The following is an 18,185-nucleotide window of genomic DNA, read 5'->3' as shown; positions in this document are numbered from 1 at the left end:
TAACGAACAATTGCCAGAATAACTGGTTGAGCGGTACGAATTTGCGATTCCTTTTTCTGTAAATTGAATCGATAACTTGCGGATCATGAGGACGGCTTTACTTCTTTTACTTTCGATACTGGCTTTGAACACCCAAGCCCAGGACCTGACCGGGATCTGGAGGGGACAATTCCGTTCCAACAACCGGATGATGCAACTGATGAATATTGATGACCGTTATAAATTTGAGGTACAGATCGACCACCGGGGTAAGGAATTCAAAGGGGTCACCTATTCTTATAAAACTACTGAGTTCTTCGGGAAAGCCGATGCACGCGGCACAATCCATACAGGAACAAAAAAAGTAATACTTGAAGAACTGAAAATCGTCGAAGTACGTATGCGTGCGGGTAGCGATGCCTGTATTATGACCTGTTTCCTGCAGTATGCGAAAAACGGAAACGAAGAATTCCTGGAAGGAACATATATCAGTATGAACACAAGTGACTCTTCCGACTGCGGACGTGGAACTGTTTTCCTGCGCAAAGTGCCTACATCTGATTTCTTCAAAGAACCTTTCCTCGTGGAACGCGAAAAGGAAAAGAAGAAACCGCTTGCTTCCGGCAAACCGCCGGTACGTACCCCTGCAACTCCAAAACCAGGTGTTAAAAAAAGTCCACAAACCCAGCCCCCCGCCAAAAAGCCGGATTCCCCTGTTGCAGAATCGACCCGTCCAATTGAGCCGAAAGTAGTTGAGAAGCCAAAGGTTGAAGATTCCAACCGCGAAATCAAACGACCCACACAGCCACTGGTCATACCGCCGGTATTAAAGAACCGCGAAAATGAGATCGTTAAAGTTTTCACGGTCAATACCCGCGAAATAACTGTAAGCCTTTACGACAATGGCACTATTGATAAGGATACTGTTTCCGTTTACCTGAATAAAAAACAGGTCGTATATAAGAAGATGCTTTCCCTGTCACCGATTACCCTGACCATCCAACTGGATGATGATAATGACTACCAGGAGCTGGTAATGGTTGCAGAGAATCTCGGGGAGATTCCACCGAATACTTCGCTGATGGTAGTAAAAGCCGGTAACCAGCAATTTGAAGCCCGCATAACATCAAATGAGCAAAAGAACGCGGTGGTCGTATTCAAATACGAGAAGCCCAAATAGCCGTTCACCACTTTTTCGGTTTTGTATTGCCGTGATACAGTAAATTGATCTCATAAACCATTGCATGAGGATCATTCTTTTTTCTGCCGCACTTTTCCTGAACCTGGTTAGCCTGGCACAGGATCTGACTGGCATCTGGCGAGGAACACTTACCCAGGAAACGGGCGGTTGTTTTCCCATATATAACCTGGAAATTCAGCTTAACAGCTCCGGCAACACAATGCAGGGCAGTTCATACGACTTCTATGACCGAAGCCGATTCGTAAAGCACCACTTCAACGGAAGATATAACCTGCAAACCAGGAGAATGGTCCTGATTGAAGACCAGGTATTGCAGGTGAATATTCCGACTGATTGTGTCCCCTGTACAAAGACTTACGATCTCACCTGGTCAAAGGAGAATGGCCGTGAGGCCCTTACCGGTGAGTGGAAGGGCTTTGAAAGCGACAGTAAGAAGACCTGCCCGCCAGGCAAAATAACCCTCTACCGGGTGCCAACAACCGACTTCCCAATCGATATAGAGCAACCAGCCGAACTGGCGAGGATCCAGCACAACCTTAAACTTGCCCAACGCGAAACAGAAGTGGTCACAACTCTTTCACTCGACACATCCACCATCCGGCTTGATATATATGACAATGCCGAGATCGACAATGATACGGTTACCATTTTTCTTAATGATAAACTGCTGCTGTACCGCCAGCGGTTAACCGATAAACCGCTCACTCTTGAAGTGAAGGCCTTTCCGCAAACCGATTATGAGCTCGTCATGTATGCCGATAACCTGGGTAGCATTCCGCCCAATACCGCCCTCCTGCTTGTTACTGCGGGTCGCAGGCGACACGAGTTGCGTCTTTCGGCTTCCGATAAGAAAAACGCTGCTGTGCGATTCAGGTATGAGCCGAGAGGTAAGTAAAGATTTAAAACTGCCCTAGAATTTAAAATTCCACGTCACACTTGGAATAATCGGGAATAACGAAACCTGCAGAGCTTCCACTTTCAAAGTTCCCTGGTATGCACTTCCCGTCTGGTCATAATAGATAAAATAAGGGTTCATCCTGCTGTACACGTTGTAAATGCTGAATACCCAGCTGCTCTTCAGGCGGCGTTGCTTTTTGGGAACCGGCGTGTAGGTGGCTGCGAAATCAAGCCGGTGGTAGGCAGGCATGCGGTAATGATTGATCCGGCTGTATTCCTGGGTCAGGACCCCGTTAACGATATAGAATCTTTCAGGGAGGGTCATGGCATTTCCTGTACCATACACGAAAACGGAGGAAAGCTTCCATTTGGGATTGAGTTCATACATGGCCACTACACTCATGTCGTGGCGCCGGTCGTATCGCGCCGGGTAACGGTCCCCGTCGTTGAGGTCAGGAAACTTGCGCCAGGTCCAGCTGAGCGTGTATCCAATCCATCCGGTCAGCCGACCGGTATTCTTCCGCACAAACAACTCCGTTCCGTAACTCCAGCCGTCACCAAAGACAAACTCTTCTTCAGGGTCTTTCAACGAAGGGGTATAACCCTCACGATATTCGATCTGGTTATCCATTTTTTTATAATACAGCTCAATGGATGTTTCAAACTGGTTATCATGGAAATTCCTGAAATAGCCCGCAGCATACTGCCATGCAGCCTGGGGCTTTACTCGCAGGGTGCTTGGCTCCCAAAGGTCAGTAGGTAATGTTGATCCTGCATTGGTAACCAGATGGATGTATTGGTAATTGCGCGTAACCGATGCCTTCAGTGAGCTGCTTTCATTAATGCTGAACCGCAAGGTCGCCCGCGGTTCCAGTCCGCCATATCGTTTTACTTTCTCCCCTTTATCATATACGATGCTGTCTAGCTTATTACCGTCTGCGTCGCGTTCAAATACGGTGTACCTGCCCACCTGCGTGAAACCGCTGTAGCGTAAGCCAGCACCCAGTTGGAACCTGTCACTGATCTCCCAGTCGTCCTGGATATAAATTCCGGTCTCCCGGGCATATTTGCGTTGGGCATTGTTGGGCTTGAAATCGATTGAATCAGAGCCTCCCGAAACAAGGTTCGGCTTAAATGTATGATAGGTATAAAGAGCACCAAAACGGATTTTGTGGCGTGGAGCGGGATAATAATCCATATCAAATTTCGCCGTAAGGTCTTTGATCCCCGAACTAACGTTGAAGCTCAGGTTATTCTGTGTTCCATTGAATGCAAAGTTATAGTTATTGAAGACGAGCGTTGTATTGGAGAAAAGCTTGCGATGAAAGAGGTGGTTCCAGCGTAATGTCGCCGTAGCATTGCCCCAGGGGATATTGGCACTGAAAGAGCGCTGGTTATTTTTGAAGGTAAATACGTCGCGTCCAAAATAACCGCTGAGGTAGATCCTGTCTTTATCGGAAAATTTATAGTTGACCTTTGTATTAAGATCGTAAAAATAATAACCGGAACCGTAAAAGGAACTGGATTTCGGAACGAAAGGTTTCATGAGCACATCAATGTAGGTACGGCGTGCCGAGACAATAAATGAAGCTTTGTCCTTTTTAATCGGTCCCTGTATTGAAAGTCGTGATGAAATAGTGCCAATCCCTCCTTCCGCTTCGAACTTATTTGAATTTCCATCCTTCATGGCAATGTCCAGCACAGAAGATACGCGACCGCCGTATTGCGCCGGCATTCCTCCCTTGATCAGTGACACATTTTTAATGGCATCCGAATTGAAAATGGAAAAGAAACCAAACAGGTGCCCTGTGTTATACACCACGGCATCATCGAGCATGATCAGGTTCTGATCGGGGCCGCCACCACGCACGTAAAAGCCGGCATTTCCTTCACCGGCATTGCGGACACCGGGAAGGAGCTGAAGCGTCTTCAGGATGTCCACTTCCCCGAAAACGACAGGCAACGATTTTACCTGGCTGATACTCAGGTCAAACTTGCCCATCTGGGCATTACGGACATTGCCATCCTTGCGTTTGGCATACACTACTACTTCTTCGTTGGTGGTCATTCTAGGGCGCAGGAACTGGTTGCTGACAAGATCACGGTCGAGTGCAACCGAATATTTCATGGTTTCATAGCCTGTGTATGTAATGGTGATATCATAAGGCCCTTCAGGCAGGGTAATGGAAAAATACCCGTAATTATTGCTATATACCCCTTTTCCCTTCCCGTTCACGGCTATGCTCGCCCCTATCAGGTTTTCACCTGAAAGTGAGTCTTTTATATATCCGCTTAATGTGAATCGTTGTTGTGCTTCCAGGTCATTTCCTGCGAAAACCAGTCCCAGCAGGAAGACCATCGTCCAGGATCGTTTCAACTTTCGCATGATCATAAGCATTCGGATTCCTTTAACAAAAAGGTATCGGCCAGGTTCGCAAATATCGTATCAATCGCGCTTTTAATTTAACTTTGCGCCCCATGTTAGTAGGATTACAGAACGTTACATTCGAGTTTGGCGCCCGCACCATTGTGTCCGAAGCGACCTGGCATATTCAGCCCAATGAAAGGATCGGGCTGATCGGTTACAATGGTACAGGAAAATCCACACTCCTGAAAGTGCTGGTGGGAGAATACCTGCCTTCTGCGGGAACTGTGGAAAAAAGCCGTGGAACGAGCATCGGCTACCTGCATCAGGACCTGCTCAGCTTTGACACCAATAACTCCATTCTCGAAGTGGCGCTCAGTGCTTTTGAAAGGGTACAGCAGCTTGAAGTTGAGATAGAAAAACTGGGAAAGGAACTGGAAGCCACCGGGGATGAAAAGATCCTGCACGAATATTCGGACAAATTACACGAGCTGGAAACACTAGGCGGATACGAAATCCATCACCGCACCGAAGAAGTGCTTCACGGACTCGGCTTTGCGCAACAGGATCTTTCCCGTCCTTACCGCGAATTCAGCGGCGGATGGCGGATGCGCGTACTGCTGGCAAAGATGATCCTGCAGCAGCCGGACCTGTTGCTGCTCGATGAACCTACCAACCACCTTGATCTGCCGTCAATCGAATGGCTTGAAAAATACCTGCAGCATTACAAGGGCTCGGTGGTAATTGTAAGTCATGATAAGTTTTTCCTGAATCGAATGATCACTAAGGTTGTGGAAGTTTACCAGAAGCAACTTCACTTCTACAACGGTAATTATGAGTTTTACGAAACGGAGAAGGCAATGCGGGTAGAATTGCAGCAGCGCGCCTTCGAGAACCAGCAGGATTATATCCGCCAGCAGGAACGTTTCATTGAAAGGTTCCGGGCCAAAGCCACAAAGGCCGCACAGGCACAGAGTGCCATGAAACGTCTCGACAAGCTGGACCGGATTGAAGAAGTGGAAATCGAGCGACCAAATATCAAGATCAATTTCAGGATTGATAAAACACCGGGAAAGATCCTGGTAGAATTAAAAGATATCACCAAAAAATTCGGCGATAATATTATTGTTGAGCACACTTCTGCAGAAATTGAGCGCGGTGATAAGATCGCTCTCATTGGTGCAAACGGCAAAGGAAAATCAACCCTGCTCCGGATCATTGCCGACGTCGAGTCATTTGATGGCGACAGGAAGTGGGGACATAACGTTGAAGAAAGTTTCTACGCCCAGCACCAGCTCGAAGCGCTGAACGTAAACAATACTTTGCTCGATGAAATGAAAACCGCCGGCAGCCAGAAGACAGAGCAGGAGTTACGTACGTTACTGGGTTGTTTCCTTTTCAGCGGTGATGATACAGACAAAAAGATCAAGGTTCTCAGCGGAGGGGAAAAAGCCCGTGTGGCACTGGCGAAGACTATAGTAAGCAAAGCCAACTTCCTGATGCTGGACGAACCTACGAACCACCTGGACATGCACTCAGTTGAGCTGCTGGTGGAAGCGCTGAATAAGTACGAAGGAAGTTTTATCCTTGTAAGTCACGACAGGTATTTCATTTCGAAAGCAGCGAACAAGATCTGGGAAATTGAGGATCATAAAATAAAGGAATTCAAAGGCACATATGCAGAGTGGGTTGCCTGGAAAGAAAGGATGGCAAAACAGGCGGCAAAGGCTGAAAAGCAGGTAACAACTCAGGCGGCATCCCAGGCGAGCCCTTCACCGGCAGCAACACCTGTTCCCGCAGCTCCAGCCCCTGCACCAGAACAAAAACCTGCGAATAACCAGCCGATCAATAAAGAGTTGAGGAAGGAACTGCAGCGCCTGCAAAAACAGTTCAGCCAGATCGAAGAAAAGATAGCGAAAGCAAAAGAAAAAGCTGCTGCCCTCGAAGCGTCACTTGCAGATCCGGCGACATATTCTGACAAGTCGCGCTTTACTGAAGCTGAATCCGCCTATAAGAAACAGGCTTCAGAACTGGCCGAACTCAACAAGCAGTATGAGACCGTTTTTGAAAAGATAATGGAAATGGAAAGCGAAATAGAGTAACTTCATCGGGTATGAATGGTTGGAAAATAGTTACCCCTGGTTTACTTATCCTACTCCTTTTGACCGCTATAACCGCTTACCCGCAACAAAATCCGCGGCCAAAGATCGGGCTCACTTTAAGTGGAGGCGGTGCAAAGGGCCTCGCCCATATCGGGATCCTGAAAGCTATTGATTCTGCAGGTTTACATGTCGATTATGTTACCGGTACGTCCATGGGCGCTATCGTCGGCAGCCTGTATGCCGTGGGATATTCAGGCGATTCCATTCTTCAGATCGCAAGGAGCCTCGACTGGAACCAGCTACTGAGTAATCGTTCTTCCCTGCAGGCGTTCATTATGGAAGAAAAGCCGGAATATGGTCGCTACGCCCTTGAGTTGCCCATGCTAAACCGCAAATTCTCGCTGCCGCTTGGACTGCTGGAAGCCGAGGAACTCTGGCTCAAGTTCAACGAGCTGTATATTCCCGCGTATGGCATCACCGATTTCTCCAAACTCAGCCGGCCCTTTAAATGTATCGCAACGGACCTGGCAACAGGTGAAGCGGTAGTGCTTGATAAAGGTGACCTGGTTTCTGCTGTACGGGCGAGTATGGCAATTCCATCCGTGTTCACGGCAGTTAGTTCGGGCAACCGCAAGCTTGTTGATGGTGGACTCATTCGTAACTTCCCGGTGAGCGATGTAAGAAATATGGGCGCGGACATTGTCATCGGCAGCAGTGTAAGTTCGGGTTTGCTTGCGGCAGAAAAGATCACTTCCCCTATCCAGATTCTTACGCAGATCGCATTCTTCAAAGAAGCTGAGTTAAATAAACAGGAGATCGCACTCTGCGATTACTATATCAATCACCCCGTTGACAATTATTCTGCGGGGAGCTTCAGCAACAGCGATTCACTGATCGAAATTGGCCTGGCTAAGGGACAGGAATACTACCCTTATTTCAAACGACTGGCTGATTCGCTTAACGCTATTTACGGGCCATCCAAACAGTTAACGTTTCCCGCCATTGAAAAGAAGATCACGATCAGGAACATCCTGAGCGACAGCCTGAAGTTTATAAGCAATGCGTTTTTAAGAAAGATGCTTGGACTAAAGGAAGGTGAAGCGTATTCAGTAAAGGAGATGGAAGAAGCGATCCGCCAGGCATATGGAACTCGTTATTTCAACCGGATCTATTACCAGCTTGAACCAGTATCTCCAGGTGAAGCAGACATGAAACTTGTCGCGATTGAAAATGCACCGGTTGCCGCGAAGTTTGCAATCAATTACAACACGCTCAGCAACTTCATGCTGATCGCGAATATCAGTGCCCGTGATTTCATTGGCAAGGCAACCCGGACGTCAGTGACAGTGGGCCTCTCAGAAAATCCGCGGCTACGGCTGGAGCATACACAGCTTTTCGGCATGAACAAGGTGCCACTGGCCTGGATCTCCGAAATGTATCTTGAAAGACAGGAATTTTCCCTGTCTCAGGATTACAGGCCCTTCGGCGTGTATCGTGAAAGCAGCTATTATCTTGATTCCAGGCTGCAATTTGCTTTTAAGCGAAGGTCTGCTACGTCTGCAGGGATTCATATAGAGCGGGTCTCTCTCAAGCCAAGGACAATTTCAGTACAGGACATTGACGGCCGCAACCTGTATTTCCAGGCATACGCGAAATATGAATACAATTCACATGACCGGCTCTTCCTCCCTCGCAGAGGCTCATATGTAATGATTGAACCATCATATATCTTCGGCCAGAACCCCGATGCGGTCTTTAAATCCGGCGGGGTTCCCATACTCAACATTGATTCGCTGGGAATTGACTTCAAATCATTCTTCCGCCTTCGCATTCAGGCGCGGAAGGTTGTCCAATTACACCCGCGTCATCACCTTACCATCACGGGCGAAGGCGCCGCAAATTTCAACACGACGCAATTTCTTTTCCATGACTTTCTCGTTGGAGGCATGTTACCCATCATGCGTAACCAGGTATCATTTACCGGGTTGCAGGATGCATCTGTCCGCGCCAACAGCCTCCTCAAGGGAGGTATCAATTACCGTTACCAGTTCACCGGCAGCCTTTATGCCGCAGCCACTTTCAACCTGATGTACCATTCTTTTCTTAAGGAAGAGTTTGACGATTTCAACAACAACCTGCTCAGCGGGTATGGCTTAACGTTAGGGATCGACTCTCCTATCGGTCCGCTGGAATTCTCGTTCATGTATTCGGATCAAAGTAATGTGCTGAAAAATTATGTAAACCTGGGATTCCGGTTTTCACGTGGCCAATTTTAAGGACCCGGGAAAATTAAGACTCGTCAAAAAGAATTGCAACGCCGGGAGGCAGTTGCTGTTGGATGTGCCGAAGTTCGCCATCATCGATATATTTTCGTAAGACATGGAGAACCGCCTTCACTGTGTTCCGGGCCTTCTGCTGGCTGCCGAAATCGCGGCTGGGATCACCGCTGGTGTGTTCGCGTACCTGGTCAAGGAACTGATCTAATGTTTCAATGCGGTTATCCTTCCTGTTGATCTTCCAACCGTCTACATAAACTCCTTTGAGGATCATGGGCAGGTTAGCAATTACGTGCATGGATTCTTCGATTGAAATCCGGTCCCGCAAAGTATGCAGGACGGCTCTCGTTACCCGGCTTGCGTGTTTTACATCCTGTGGGGTGCCACACTCTTTGGCTACCTTGTTATAAAACCGGTGGGCCTCTTCCGCAAACTTTTCAATTTTCGGCATATTGACCTCCTTTAGTTTGTTAACGCGTGAAAACTATGCCAGTTCATGCAGAGCTGAGTAATTCCCTTTCACTGTGGAAGATAGTCAGCATCCCAATCATTTATCTCTCTATCATTTTGCGAATGTTTCCATCTTCAGGAAATCAGTTACGAGGTAGCTGATCAGTTTTCCCGTCGTATCGCATTTGCGGCCATCGGAAAGTTGGGCAGCGCCTTCGCAGATGTGCAGGTATGCCGGTTGGGTGTGGTTGGCGGCCATGGTAATATACTGGCGTGCCTGGAGGGTTGAGATACCCGACGGCGTAACAGCACTGGTCAGTACATTTTCCACAACATCGAGATCCAGCTCGATCCCGCAATAACCATCCTCTGTAAAGCTGGTGGCATGGGATACTGCCTGTATGAAGTTGCGTTTTTCGTGAATAAAGATGTCTTCAAAAGTGATCATGTCGAGGAATGGATTGTTGACAAAATCCAACCAAACATTCTGTTGCAGGTAGTTTTCCTGAACGCCGATCACACAATATTTCTGAAGATAGCCATCCTCTTCTGCATAGCGGAAGCCGTTACCGCTGTGTCGCCCTTCGACAGGACGAAAATCAGTGTGGGCATCCAGGTTGATGGCATTAATCTGGGCGATCGGGATCTTGCCGTTTTTGAGCAGGCCTTTTGCGCTGCCTTTGATCAGCGGGTAGGCATTGTTGTGACCACCGCCGATGGCAATGGGAATTTTACCCGCGGCAACGATCTGCTTGGCAACAAACTCCACTTCCTCGTCTATTTGCTGAACGGCGTGCCGGTACGCTTCTATTTTTTCCTCTTCGCCCTGGGCGTGGTTTTCTATCAGGTACTGCAGGTCGCCGAAATCGAAGTGCCCCAGTAACATCACCTCTTCTCCTGTAAGAAAATCACTGCTCTGGAGATTCAGGAATGCGGAAAGAAATGGAAGCCAGGCAGAGTCTGCACCACCTTTACCATAGTTTGCCTTTATACCAATATCTTCCGGGATGCCGAATAAAACAAACTGTACAGGCGAATTTCGCAATTCTTCCTCGAACTGGTCGGGTCCTGTCAGTACCTCTACCCGCTCGCCCAGTTTGGTTTCAAACCGGCGTAAACGGGTTAAGTAAAGTATGTCCTGCTTATTATAAAACCTGAAATGGGGTATGGCCACGATCGTTGAATTTAAGAATGAATATAACCAATTCAGATAAATTCACCTTTGATCATTACGGTTTCCACGAGGTTTGTTCCGAACGCATATGGCAGGTAGGCCAGCGAAGGAATCCGGTGGGTCAGGATGAGATTTGCATGATTGCCTACACGGATACAGCCATGCTCGGCTTCAAGTCCCATCGCATAGGCGCCATTGATCGTAGCAGCGTTTATCGCTTCTTCCGGTAGCATTTTCATCTGGATACAACTCATGGCCATAACAAGATTCATATTGAAGCTCGGTGACGAACCGGGATTGAAATCGGTTGCAATCGCGATCGCACAGCCAGCGTCGATCAGTTGACGTGCAGGCTGGAAGGGCATCCGCAGGAAAAATGCGGCTGTTGGCAACAATGTGCCGATAGTATTTGAACCAGCCAGGCTACGGATGGCATCCTCATCCATAGTCTCCAGGTGATCTACGGAAAGCGCATTCATTTTTACGCCGGTTTGCACACCGCCCGAAAGATTTAGTTGGTTGGCATGGATCTTCGGTCGTAATCCATACCGGGCACCTGCCAGGCAGATCCGCTCAGTTTCCTGGGGTGAAAAAAATCCGTGCTCACAAAAAACATCGATATAGTCTGCCAGTTGTTCCCGGGCGATCACAGGTAGCATGTCCTCTTCTATCAGTCGCAGGTAGCCTTCGTGGTTGTCGCGGTATTCCGGCGGAAATGCGTGGGCTCCAAGAAAAGTTGCTTTTATTGAAAGTGCCGATTTTTGTTTCAGTTTTTTAATCACCCGCAGCATCTTCAGCTCACCTTCTACCGTTAACCCATATCCGCTTTTGATCTCAATTGCCCCGGTACCAAGGCGGGCAGCTTCATGCAATCTTTCAACAGCCAACCGGAACAACTCGTCTTCCGACATGCCATTTAACCGGGCAGCCGAGTTCAGGATCCCGCCACCTTTGGCAGCAATCTCCGCATAGCTGAGGCCCTTGATTTTATCAATGAATTCGTTCTCACGGCTGGCACCGAATACCAGGTGGGTATGACTGTCGCACCAGGCCGGGAGAATGATCCGGCCATCGGCGTCAATGATGTCATGGTCAGGAATGCCAACTGGAACTAAATCCATTGGGCCGAAGGACACAATGCGGCCGGATTCCACAAGCAGGAATGCGTTCTGCATTATGGGAAGTGTAGCCAGTGCGTCACTGCGAAGCGGTCCCCCGAGACCTTCACCGGCATCGTAAGTCCCTGCCAGCGCCGAAATATTGGTAAAAAGAGTGGCCATAGTTATAATTCATTCCAGACACTGGTTGCAAATGCCTCAAGACCAGGATCACGTGCTCCCATCAGCAGCAAAACGCAGTTTTCGGTCAGGTGTGACCGCAAGTGTTGTAATAATTCGTTCCTGTTTTCAACGAAGAATGCATTCTTACCTTTTGCCCTTATGTCCTGGATCAAGTCATTCGCCGAAATATCTTTTGTTGCAGTACCGCCGGCATAAAATATTTCGCTCATCCAGATCTCATCCTGCGGGCGCAACACACGGCTGATCTCTTCAACGAAATCATTCCTCAGGAATCGGGTCGGGCCATACCCGTGCGGCTGGAACCAGGCGATCACTTTCGGTGCTATCGGCTGGCAAGCTTCGATACTGGCCGCACATTTGGCCGGGTTGTGTGCATAATCATCAATCAGCCATACACCATTTTTATTTCCCATTACCTGGTGGCGACGATAAATTCCCTCATAACGCTGCAGGGCATCCGCACATGTTGCAAGGTCTACTCCCACCTGGTTCGCAATAGTACTGGCTGCAAGTGCATTCTCCATATTGTGTCGTCCCACCACGCTCAGTTCAAAAGGAACGTGATTGATGGAAAAGGTTATAGCAAGTCCTGACTGCCGGAAATCACGTGCTACATATCCTGCGGCACAATGGTCGTGGTGACAGAAGTCCTGCGTAAGCTCCTGTGACAATGAGGCAGCAAGCGGGTGGGACTGGTTTACAACAAACCGGCTGCTGTTATTTTTAAAAGTTTGGAACACATCCATCAACACATCGATCTCCTTATGGTCTTTGTCAACATTCAGTAGCAAGCCCGTCTCGGGATAGTACTGAACTATCGATCCATCGCTTTCATCCGCTTCTATTACCAGCAACTCGCCGTTCCCGACTTTTGCATTCCCGATCTTTCCTTCCCTGATGATGCTTACAAGCCCGGCACCGCTGATAATGCTCGGCTCCATGCCGGCAAACTGTAGTATATCAAACAGCATGGCGCTGGTTGTCGACTTACCGGATGTTCCGCCAACAGCGATCGTTTTGCGGCTTTTCGCAATCAGCGCCAGCAATTCACTCCTTTTTATAATGGGAATATTCAGCTGCCTGGCTTTCTGCACTTCCGGTACTGTTTCCTCAACAGCTGCAGACACAACGACCAGGTTTGTTTTTTCATTGATCCCGGTTCCGTCCTGCTCAAAGCAAAGGATGCCCTCCACTTCCAGCTTCTGCCGGGTCTCATTGGGCTCACCATTTTTGAAATAACGGTCACTCCCGCTAACGGATTTGCCTGTGCCGTTGAGGTATTGTGCAATGGCACTCATCCCGGTACCTGCGATTCCGATAAAAAAAATCCTGTGAAAGTCGTTGATGCTATTGATCATTGTTTCAGACTGCTTTATTATTCTACTTACCCAACCTATCGGTCAGGTCTAAACGATGTTGGCGGGCTGTATCCTTTGCAATATCGTAACCCGCGTCTGCATGGCGGATTACGCCCATACCGGGATCATTGCGCAACACCCGTGCCAGCCTGGCTTCGGCTGCTTCCGTTCCGTCGGCGACGATCACCATTCCTGCATGAATACTATATCCCATACCTACACCACCTCCATGATGCAGGCTTACCCACGAAGCGCCGCCTGCCGTATTCACCAGGGCGTTCAGCAAGGGCCAGTCAGCGACAGCATCGCTGCCGTCGAGCATTGCTTCCGTTTCGCGGTTCGGGCTCGCAACTGACCCGGTGTCGAGGTGATCACGGCCAATTACAATCGGCGCTTTCACTTTCCCCGTACGCACCAATTCATTGAAAGCGAGTCCGGCTTTCTCCCGTTCACCCTGTCCAAGCCAGCAGATCCTAGCCGGCAGTCCCTGGAACGCAATTTTCTCTTTCGCCAGTTTCAGCCAGCGTTGCAGGCTCTTATTCTCCGGGAACATACCTGCAATGAGTTCGTCTGTTACTGCGATATCTGCCGGATCACCGCTAAGTGCCGCCCAGCGGAATGGCCCTTTGCCTTCGCAAAAGAGTGGACGAATATACGCCGGAACAAAGCCCGGAAAATCAAATGCATTCTGTAAGCCATGTTCCTGGGCGCGGGCACGGATATTATTCCCGTAGTCAAATGTTATCGCACCCATTTTCTGCAGTGTAAGCATGTGCTCTACATGCAGGGTCATACTGTTATAACTGTGTTTGAGATACTGATCAGGATGATCATGACGCAACACATTCGCCTGTCCGACAGTTAATGTATGAGGAATATAACCGATCAGCGGGTCGTGTGCCGAGGTCTGGTCAGTCAGCGTGTCCGGAACCACGTTGCGGGAAATGAGCCGTTCAAGCAGGTGAACAGCATTACATAAAACCCCAATACTCAGCACCTCGCCTTTCGCACGTGCTTCGAGTGCGCGGTCGATGGCAGCATCAATATCTGTCATCTTCTCATCGAGGTAACGGGTCTCCAGTCGTTTGTCGATCCGCCATTCCTCCACTTCTGCGATCAGTGCAACGCCCTCATTCATGGTGATTGCCAACGGTTGTGCGCCGCCCATTCCACCGAGACCAGCTGTAACATTGAGCGTTCCTTTCAGTGTACCATTGAAGTGTTTATCAGCAGCGGCAGCATATGTTTCGTAGGTGCCCTGCACAATACCCTGTGATCCTATATAAATCCACGATCCCGCGGTCATCTGACCATACATCATCAGGCCTTTTTTCTCCAGCTCGTCAAAATGTTCCCAGGTGGCCCATTTCGGCACGAGCTGCGAATTGGAGATCAGGATGCGCGGCGCATCTTCGTGCGTCCGCAGAATACCAACCGGCTTCCCGCTCTGGATGAGCAGCGATTCATTATTTTCAAGATTCTTCAGTGCTTTGATGATGAGGTCCAGCGACTCAAAGTTGCGGACCGCTTTGCCCCTTCCTCCATATACGATCAGGTCGTCCGGCCTTTCCGCTACATCAGGATTCAGGTTATTGAGCAGCATGCGAAGCGCGGCCTCCTGCACCCAGCCTTTACAACTGCGCTCCGGTCCCACCGGTGTCTTGTACTTCACGGCATCATAACGCCTGTTGGTAATGGTTTCCATGTTAATAATTGATTACTTTATAGTTGAAAATTTTCAAATCCTTCATTGAGTTTTATCCCGGATCCGCTGGCAAAGTTCCGGACATTTTTCACCAGCGATCCGTCGCGGATGATGGCTGTGAGCATGTCGATATCACGGGCAAAAATGCGGTCTTCATTAGCAAAGCCGACATGTTTACGTACATGCTCATGTGCAAATTCGAGGATCGGGCTGCTTCTCAATGGCCGCCTGAATTCAATTGCCTGGCTTGCACTCATCAGTTCTATGCCGAGAATATATTCCAGGTTGTCGATAACCCTGTTCAATTTCCGTCCGCTGATACTGCCCATGCTGACATGATCCTCCTGTCCCAGCGAGGTGGGAATGCTGTCTGCACTCGCAGGGAAACACAATGTCTTGTTTTCCGTAACCAGCGCTGCAGTCGTGTATTGAGGGATCATGAATCCGCTGTTGAGGCCAACATTGTTCATTAGTAACAATGGCAGTCCCCATTTCCCTTCCAGCAACAGGTAACAGCGACGATCTGAAATATTTCCAATTTCCGCAGCGGCGAAACAATTGTAATCGAGTGGCAGTGCAAGCGGCTGACCATGGAAGTTTCCCCCGCTCACCGTATAATCGGCGTCAAATACGATGGGGTTATCAGTAACTGAATTGAGTTCCGTTTCTGTCAGTTCTTTCAGGTGAAGCCACGCATTCCGGGATGCCCCATGTACCTGCGGCATACAACGGAGAGAATAGGGATCCTGCACGCGACCACAGTCGATATGGCTCTGCATAATCGCTGAGTTCTCAAGTAAGAGCCTGAGGCGTTGGGCGACGAGACTGTTACCCACAAAGGGCCTTAGTGAATGGAGCCGTGCATCAAAGGGGGCTTTGGTACCAGTCAGTGCTTCCAGGCTCATTGCACCGATGATATCGGCGGCGTCGAGACAATTTAGCAGCCTCTCGACGGCTTTCACCGCATGTGCCAGGATGAACTGTGTTCCGTTGATTAATGCGAGGCCTTCTTTTGGCCCGAGCATTACCGGTTCAATTCCATATTCAAGATGTGCCTCAGCGGTGGGTACCCTGCGGCCATGGAGGTAAACCTCTCCCAACCCGATTAATGGCAGGCACAGGTGTGATAAAGGTGCAAGATCACCGCTTGCGCCAACACTTCCTTTTTCGGGGACAACCGGAATCACATTATTGTCAATGTGCCAGCAAAGCCGTTGCAGGGTTGACAACTGCACACCTGAATAACCCCGGGCCAGCGCATGAACTTTTGTAATGAGCATAAGCTTAGAGAGTTCAGGCGAAATGGGATCACCCACGCCTACACTATGGCTCTGGAGGATCTTATATTGAAGCGTGCGGGTATCTTCTTCTGAAATGGACGTATTTGCGAGAATACCGAAGCCGGTATTCACACCATAGACGGTTCGATTATCGGCGACTATCTTTGCAACAGCAGCTTCACTAGCTAATACTTTCACAGTGGATTCTTTACCCAGTTCCGCCTTTATGCGACCGGTGCAGATATCCAGTGCAGTTCCCACAGTCAGGTGGTCAATTCCATATTGGAAAATATAGCTCATTTAAGATGTTTTTCTATTCTGTTGAAAATACTTGAGTCCAGGAACGCCTGTTCTGTTTCGCTGATGGCTCCCATCAGTAGTTTTCCCTGCGGCAGGTCACGGAACATTTCATCCATAGCCTTCTGCAAAGCCTCCCAAACCGGCAGCACCTGCTCGAGCAGCTTCTGGCCTTTTGATGTAAACGTTACTTTTTTCTTGCGTGCGTCCGATTTATCGGTAACCGACCGGATCAGGCCTTTTTCCTGCAGTTTGCTGATGAGCTGGCTGGCTGCGGAATGCGATACTTCCAGTTCCTCCGAGATCTCCCGGATGGAAACGGCCACTTTGCGGGAAAGCATATAAAAGATTGGGAACCAGGCGGCATCAAACCGGATACCAAGATGGCGATAGGTACGGTTTACATCGGCGAGAAAGGATTCACTAAGCCGGCGCAGACGACTGCCAAACACGAGGACGCCGGTATTCTGGTAAAATGACAAGGGATTGGTTTTATTTATATAAGCGCTTATACAAATCTAGTGAAAATCGAAAAATCAAATAGAAAAATGTAAAAAAGAAAAGAATATTTTTTATTGATCAATCTCATTTCCCGGGTTGATACTGGACATAGCCGGGGGCTTATTGTGTAACTATATTCGGGATGACATAATATCCACAACCTTAAAATTGAAATTCATATGACACCAAAAGAATTAATCAGGCGTGGAGAACTGTTCCCCGCATTTTTTGATGATTTTTTCAGACCCTGGAATGATTGGCCAGGCTTGGGTAAATCAATAACAACCCCTGCGGTTAATATTGTGGAAAATAAAAATCATTTTGAAGTGTCAGTGGCAGCGCCCGGTCTGAAGAAAAGTGACTTCAACATCAGCGTTGAAGATAATATGCTGACAATAAGTTGCGAAAAAGAAGAAAAGAAAGAAGACAGAGATGAACGTTATACCCGTAAAGAGTACAGCTATACATCCTTCAGTCGCAGCTTCACATTGCCGGAAGAAGTGATCAAAGACAAAATTGAAGCAGTCTATGATGATGGCGTGTTACGGATAACACTGCCTAAAACCGAAGTGGCCAAAAAGACAGGTTTGACAAAGCAGATTTCAGTCAAATAGTTGTTGTTGGTCTGGTCATGGTCCCGTCGCGTGTTTGGACGGGACCACTTTTTTAAGACAGGATCCTGCCATCAGCCATCTGGAGAATCCGATTACTTTTCTTCGCAAAATCATGATCGTGGGTAACTGTAATTATTGTGTTGCCCTCCTGCACCAATTGACTAAAGATATCGAAGATGATACCTGTGTTGGCAGAATCCAGGTTGCCTGTCGGTTCATCAGCCATTATAATCATTGGATCATTGATCAAAGCCCTCGCAATTGCCACCCTTTGTTGCTGACCTCCGGATAACCTGCCCGACAATTTATTTGCGTGTTCATGCATATCCATTTGCCGCAACCTGTGCATGGCACGTTCACAGACCGTTTCTTCATCTGATTTTCCGAGTTTCAATGCAGGCAACATCACATTTTCAAGGGCGGTAAATTCCGGGAGGAGAAAATGGAACTGGAAAACAAAGCCGATATGTGCGTTCCTGAAGACGGCCATTGCGTTCTCATTCAATCCGGTTACCTGCACACCATTTATTGTGACGGTACCTTCATAGTCAGTATCCAGGGTGGATAACAGGTACAACAAAGTCGACTTACCGCAGCCGGATTTTCCCATTATGGTAACAAATTCACCTTTATATACTGACAGTGATACATCATGCAGTACATGTGTGGTTGCCGGTACATGGAA

The 18,185-nt window shown here is 48.5% G+C and carries 14 protein-coding genes; 5 read left to right on the top strand and 9 right to left on the bottom strand.

Going from position 1 to position 18,185, the window contains the following annotated elements; all coding sequences use genetic code 11:
- Window positions 1–85 precede the first annotated feature (85 nt).
- Together OI18_RS15335 and OI18_RS15330 are read left to right on the top strand one after the other, a co-directional pair.
- Window positions 86–1,159: a hypothetical protein gene (locus OI18_RS15335; protein ID WP_039141350.1), complete on the top strand. Its 1,074-nt coding sequence runs from the start codon at window positions 86–88 to the stop codon at window positions 1,157–1,159.
- Window positions 1,160–1,223: 64 nt separating this feature from the next.
- Complete coding sequence (locus OI18_RS15330; RefSeq protein ID WP_039141347.1) at window positions 1,224–2,075, top strand: hypothetical protein; 852 nt, start codon at window positions 1,224–1,226, stop codon at window positions 2,073–2,075.
- Between the two features lie 15 nt (window positions 2,076–2,090).
- On the opposite strand, the gene OI18_RS15325 is transcribed toward OI18_RS15330, so the two are convergent.
- Window positions 2,091–4,469 carry a TonB-dependent receptor gene (locus tag OI18_RS15325; protein WP_240312781.1) on the bottom strand — a complete coding sequence of 793 codons (2,379 nt, stop codon included), beginning with the start codon at window positions 4,467–4,469 and terminating at the stop codon, window positions 2,091–2,093.
- A gap of 86 nt (window positions 4,470–4,555) precedes the next feature.
- Here OI18_RS15325 and abc-f point away from each other — a divergent pair, with 86 nt between their 5' ends.
- Together abc-f and OI18_RS15315 are read left to right on the top strand one after the other, a co-directional pair.
- Window positions 4,556–6,544 carry a ribosomal protection-like ABC-F family protein gene (abc-f, locus tag OI18_RS15320; protein ID WP_039141345.1) on the top strand — a complete coding sequence of 663 codons (1,989 nt, stop codon included), beginning with the start codon at window positions 4,556–4,558 and terminating at the stop codon, window positions 6,542–6,544.
- Window positions 6,545–6,603: 59 nt separating this feature from the next.
- Window positions 6,604–8,820: a patatin-like phospholipase family protein gene (locus OI18_RS15315; RefSeq protein WP_160290246.1), complete on the top strand. Its 2,217-nt coding sequence runs from the start codon at window positions 6,604–6,606 to the stop codon at window positions 8,818–8,820.
- 13 nt (window positions 8,821–8,833) lie between these two features.
- Here the strand turns inward: OI18_RS15315 and OI18_RS15310 are convergent, their stop codons facing one another.
- The 7 genes from OI18_RS15310 to OI18_RS15280 all read right to left on the bottom strand — a co-directional run bounded on the left by OI18_RS15310 (window position 8,834) and on the right by OI18_RS15280 (window position 16,867).
- Window positions 8,834–9,271 (bottom strand): DUF2267 domain-containing protein, encoded by a 438-nt coding sequence (locus tag OI18_RS15310; RefSeq protein WP_039141342.1) that lies wholly within the window; start codon window positions 9,269–9,271, stop codon window positions 8,834–8,836.
- Between the two features lie 111 nt (window positions 9,272–9,382).
- Window positions 9,383–10,444, bottom strand: a complete 1,062-nt coding sequence (locus OI18_RS15305) for a formimidoylglutamase (protein ID WP_039141341.1) — start codon at window positions 10,442–10,444, stop codon at window positions 9,383–9,385.
- A gap of 32 nt (window positions 10,445–10,476) precedes the next feature.
- On the bottom strand, window positions 10,477–11,724 hold the full coding sequence (hutI, locus tag OI18_RS15300; protein WP_039141339.1) for an imidazolonepropionase: 1,248 nt from the start codon (window positions 11,722–11,724) through the stop codon (window positions 10,477–10,479).
- Between the two features lie 2 nt (window positions 11,725–11,726).
- Window positions 11,727–13,103: a UDP-N-acetylmuramate--L-alanine ligase gene (locus OI18_RS15295; RefSeq protein WP_039141337.1), complete on the bottom strand. Its 1,377-nt coding sequence runs from the start codon at window positions 13,101–13,103 to the stop codon at window positions 11,727–11,729.
- A gap of 22 nt (window positions 13,104–13,125) precedes the next feature.
- Window positions 13,126–14,808 (bottom strand): urocanate hydratase, encoded by a 1,683-nt coding sequence (gene hutU, locus OI18_RS15290; RefSeq protein ID WP_052273273.1) that lies wholly within the window; start codon window positions 14,806–14,808, stop codon window positions 13,126–13,128.
- Between the two features lie 17 nt (window positions 14,809–14,825).
- Window positions 14,826–16,388, bottom strand: coding sequence for a histidine ammonia-lyase (gene hutH, locus OI18_RS15285; protein ID WP_039141335.1), 1,563 nt, complete (start codon window positions 16,386–16,388; stop codon window positions 14,826–14,828).
- A complete protein-coding gene (locus OI18_RS15280; RefSeq protein WP_039141334.1) occupies window positions 16,385–16,867 on the bottom strand; it encodes a MarR family winged helix-turn-helix transcriptional regulator in 483 nt (160 codons plus the stop codon). Before OI18_RS15280 ends, hutH begins: the two co-directional genes overlap by 4 nt.
- Window positions 16,868–17,065: 198 nt before the next feature.
- Between OI18_RS15280 and OI18_RS15275 the strand changes: the two genes are divergently transcribed.
- Entirely contained in the window at window positions 17,066–17,500 is a 435-nt protein-coding gene (locus tag OI18_RS15275) for an Hsp20/alpha crystallin family protein (protein WP_039141332.1), read from the top strand.
- A gap of 52 nt (window positions 17,501–17,552) precedes the next feature.
- On the opposite strand, the gene OI18_RS15270 is transcribed toward OI18_RS15275, so the two are convergent.
- A partial coding sequence (locus OI18_RS15270; RefSeq protein ID WP_039141330.1) for an ABC transporter ATP-binding protein occupies window positions 17,553–18,185 on the bottom strand: 633 nt, incomplete at its 5' end.

The organism is Flavihumibacter solisilvae, from assembly GCF_000814475.1.
Lineage (GTDB): Bacteria > Bacteroidota > Bacteroidia > Chitinophagales > Chitinophagaceae > Flavihumibacter > Flavihumibacter solisilvae.
The sequence above is the reverse complement of the archived record's forward strand: the minus strand, read 5'-3'. Positions and strand labels throughout refer to the sequence as shown.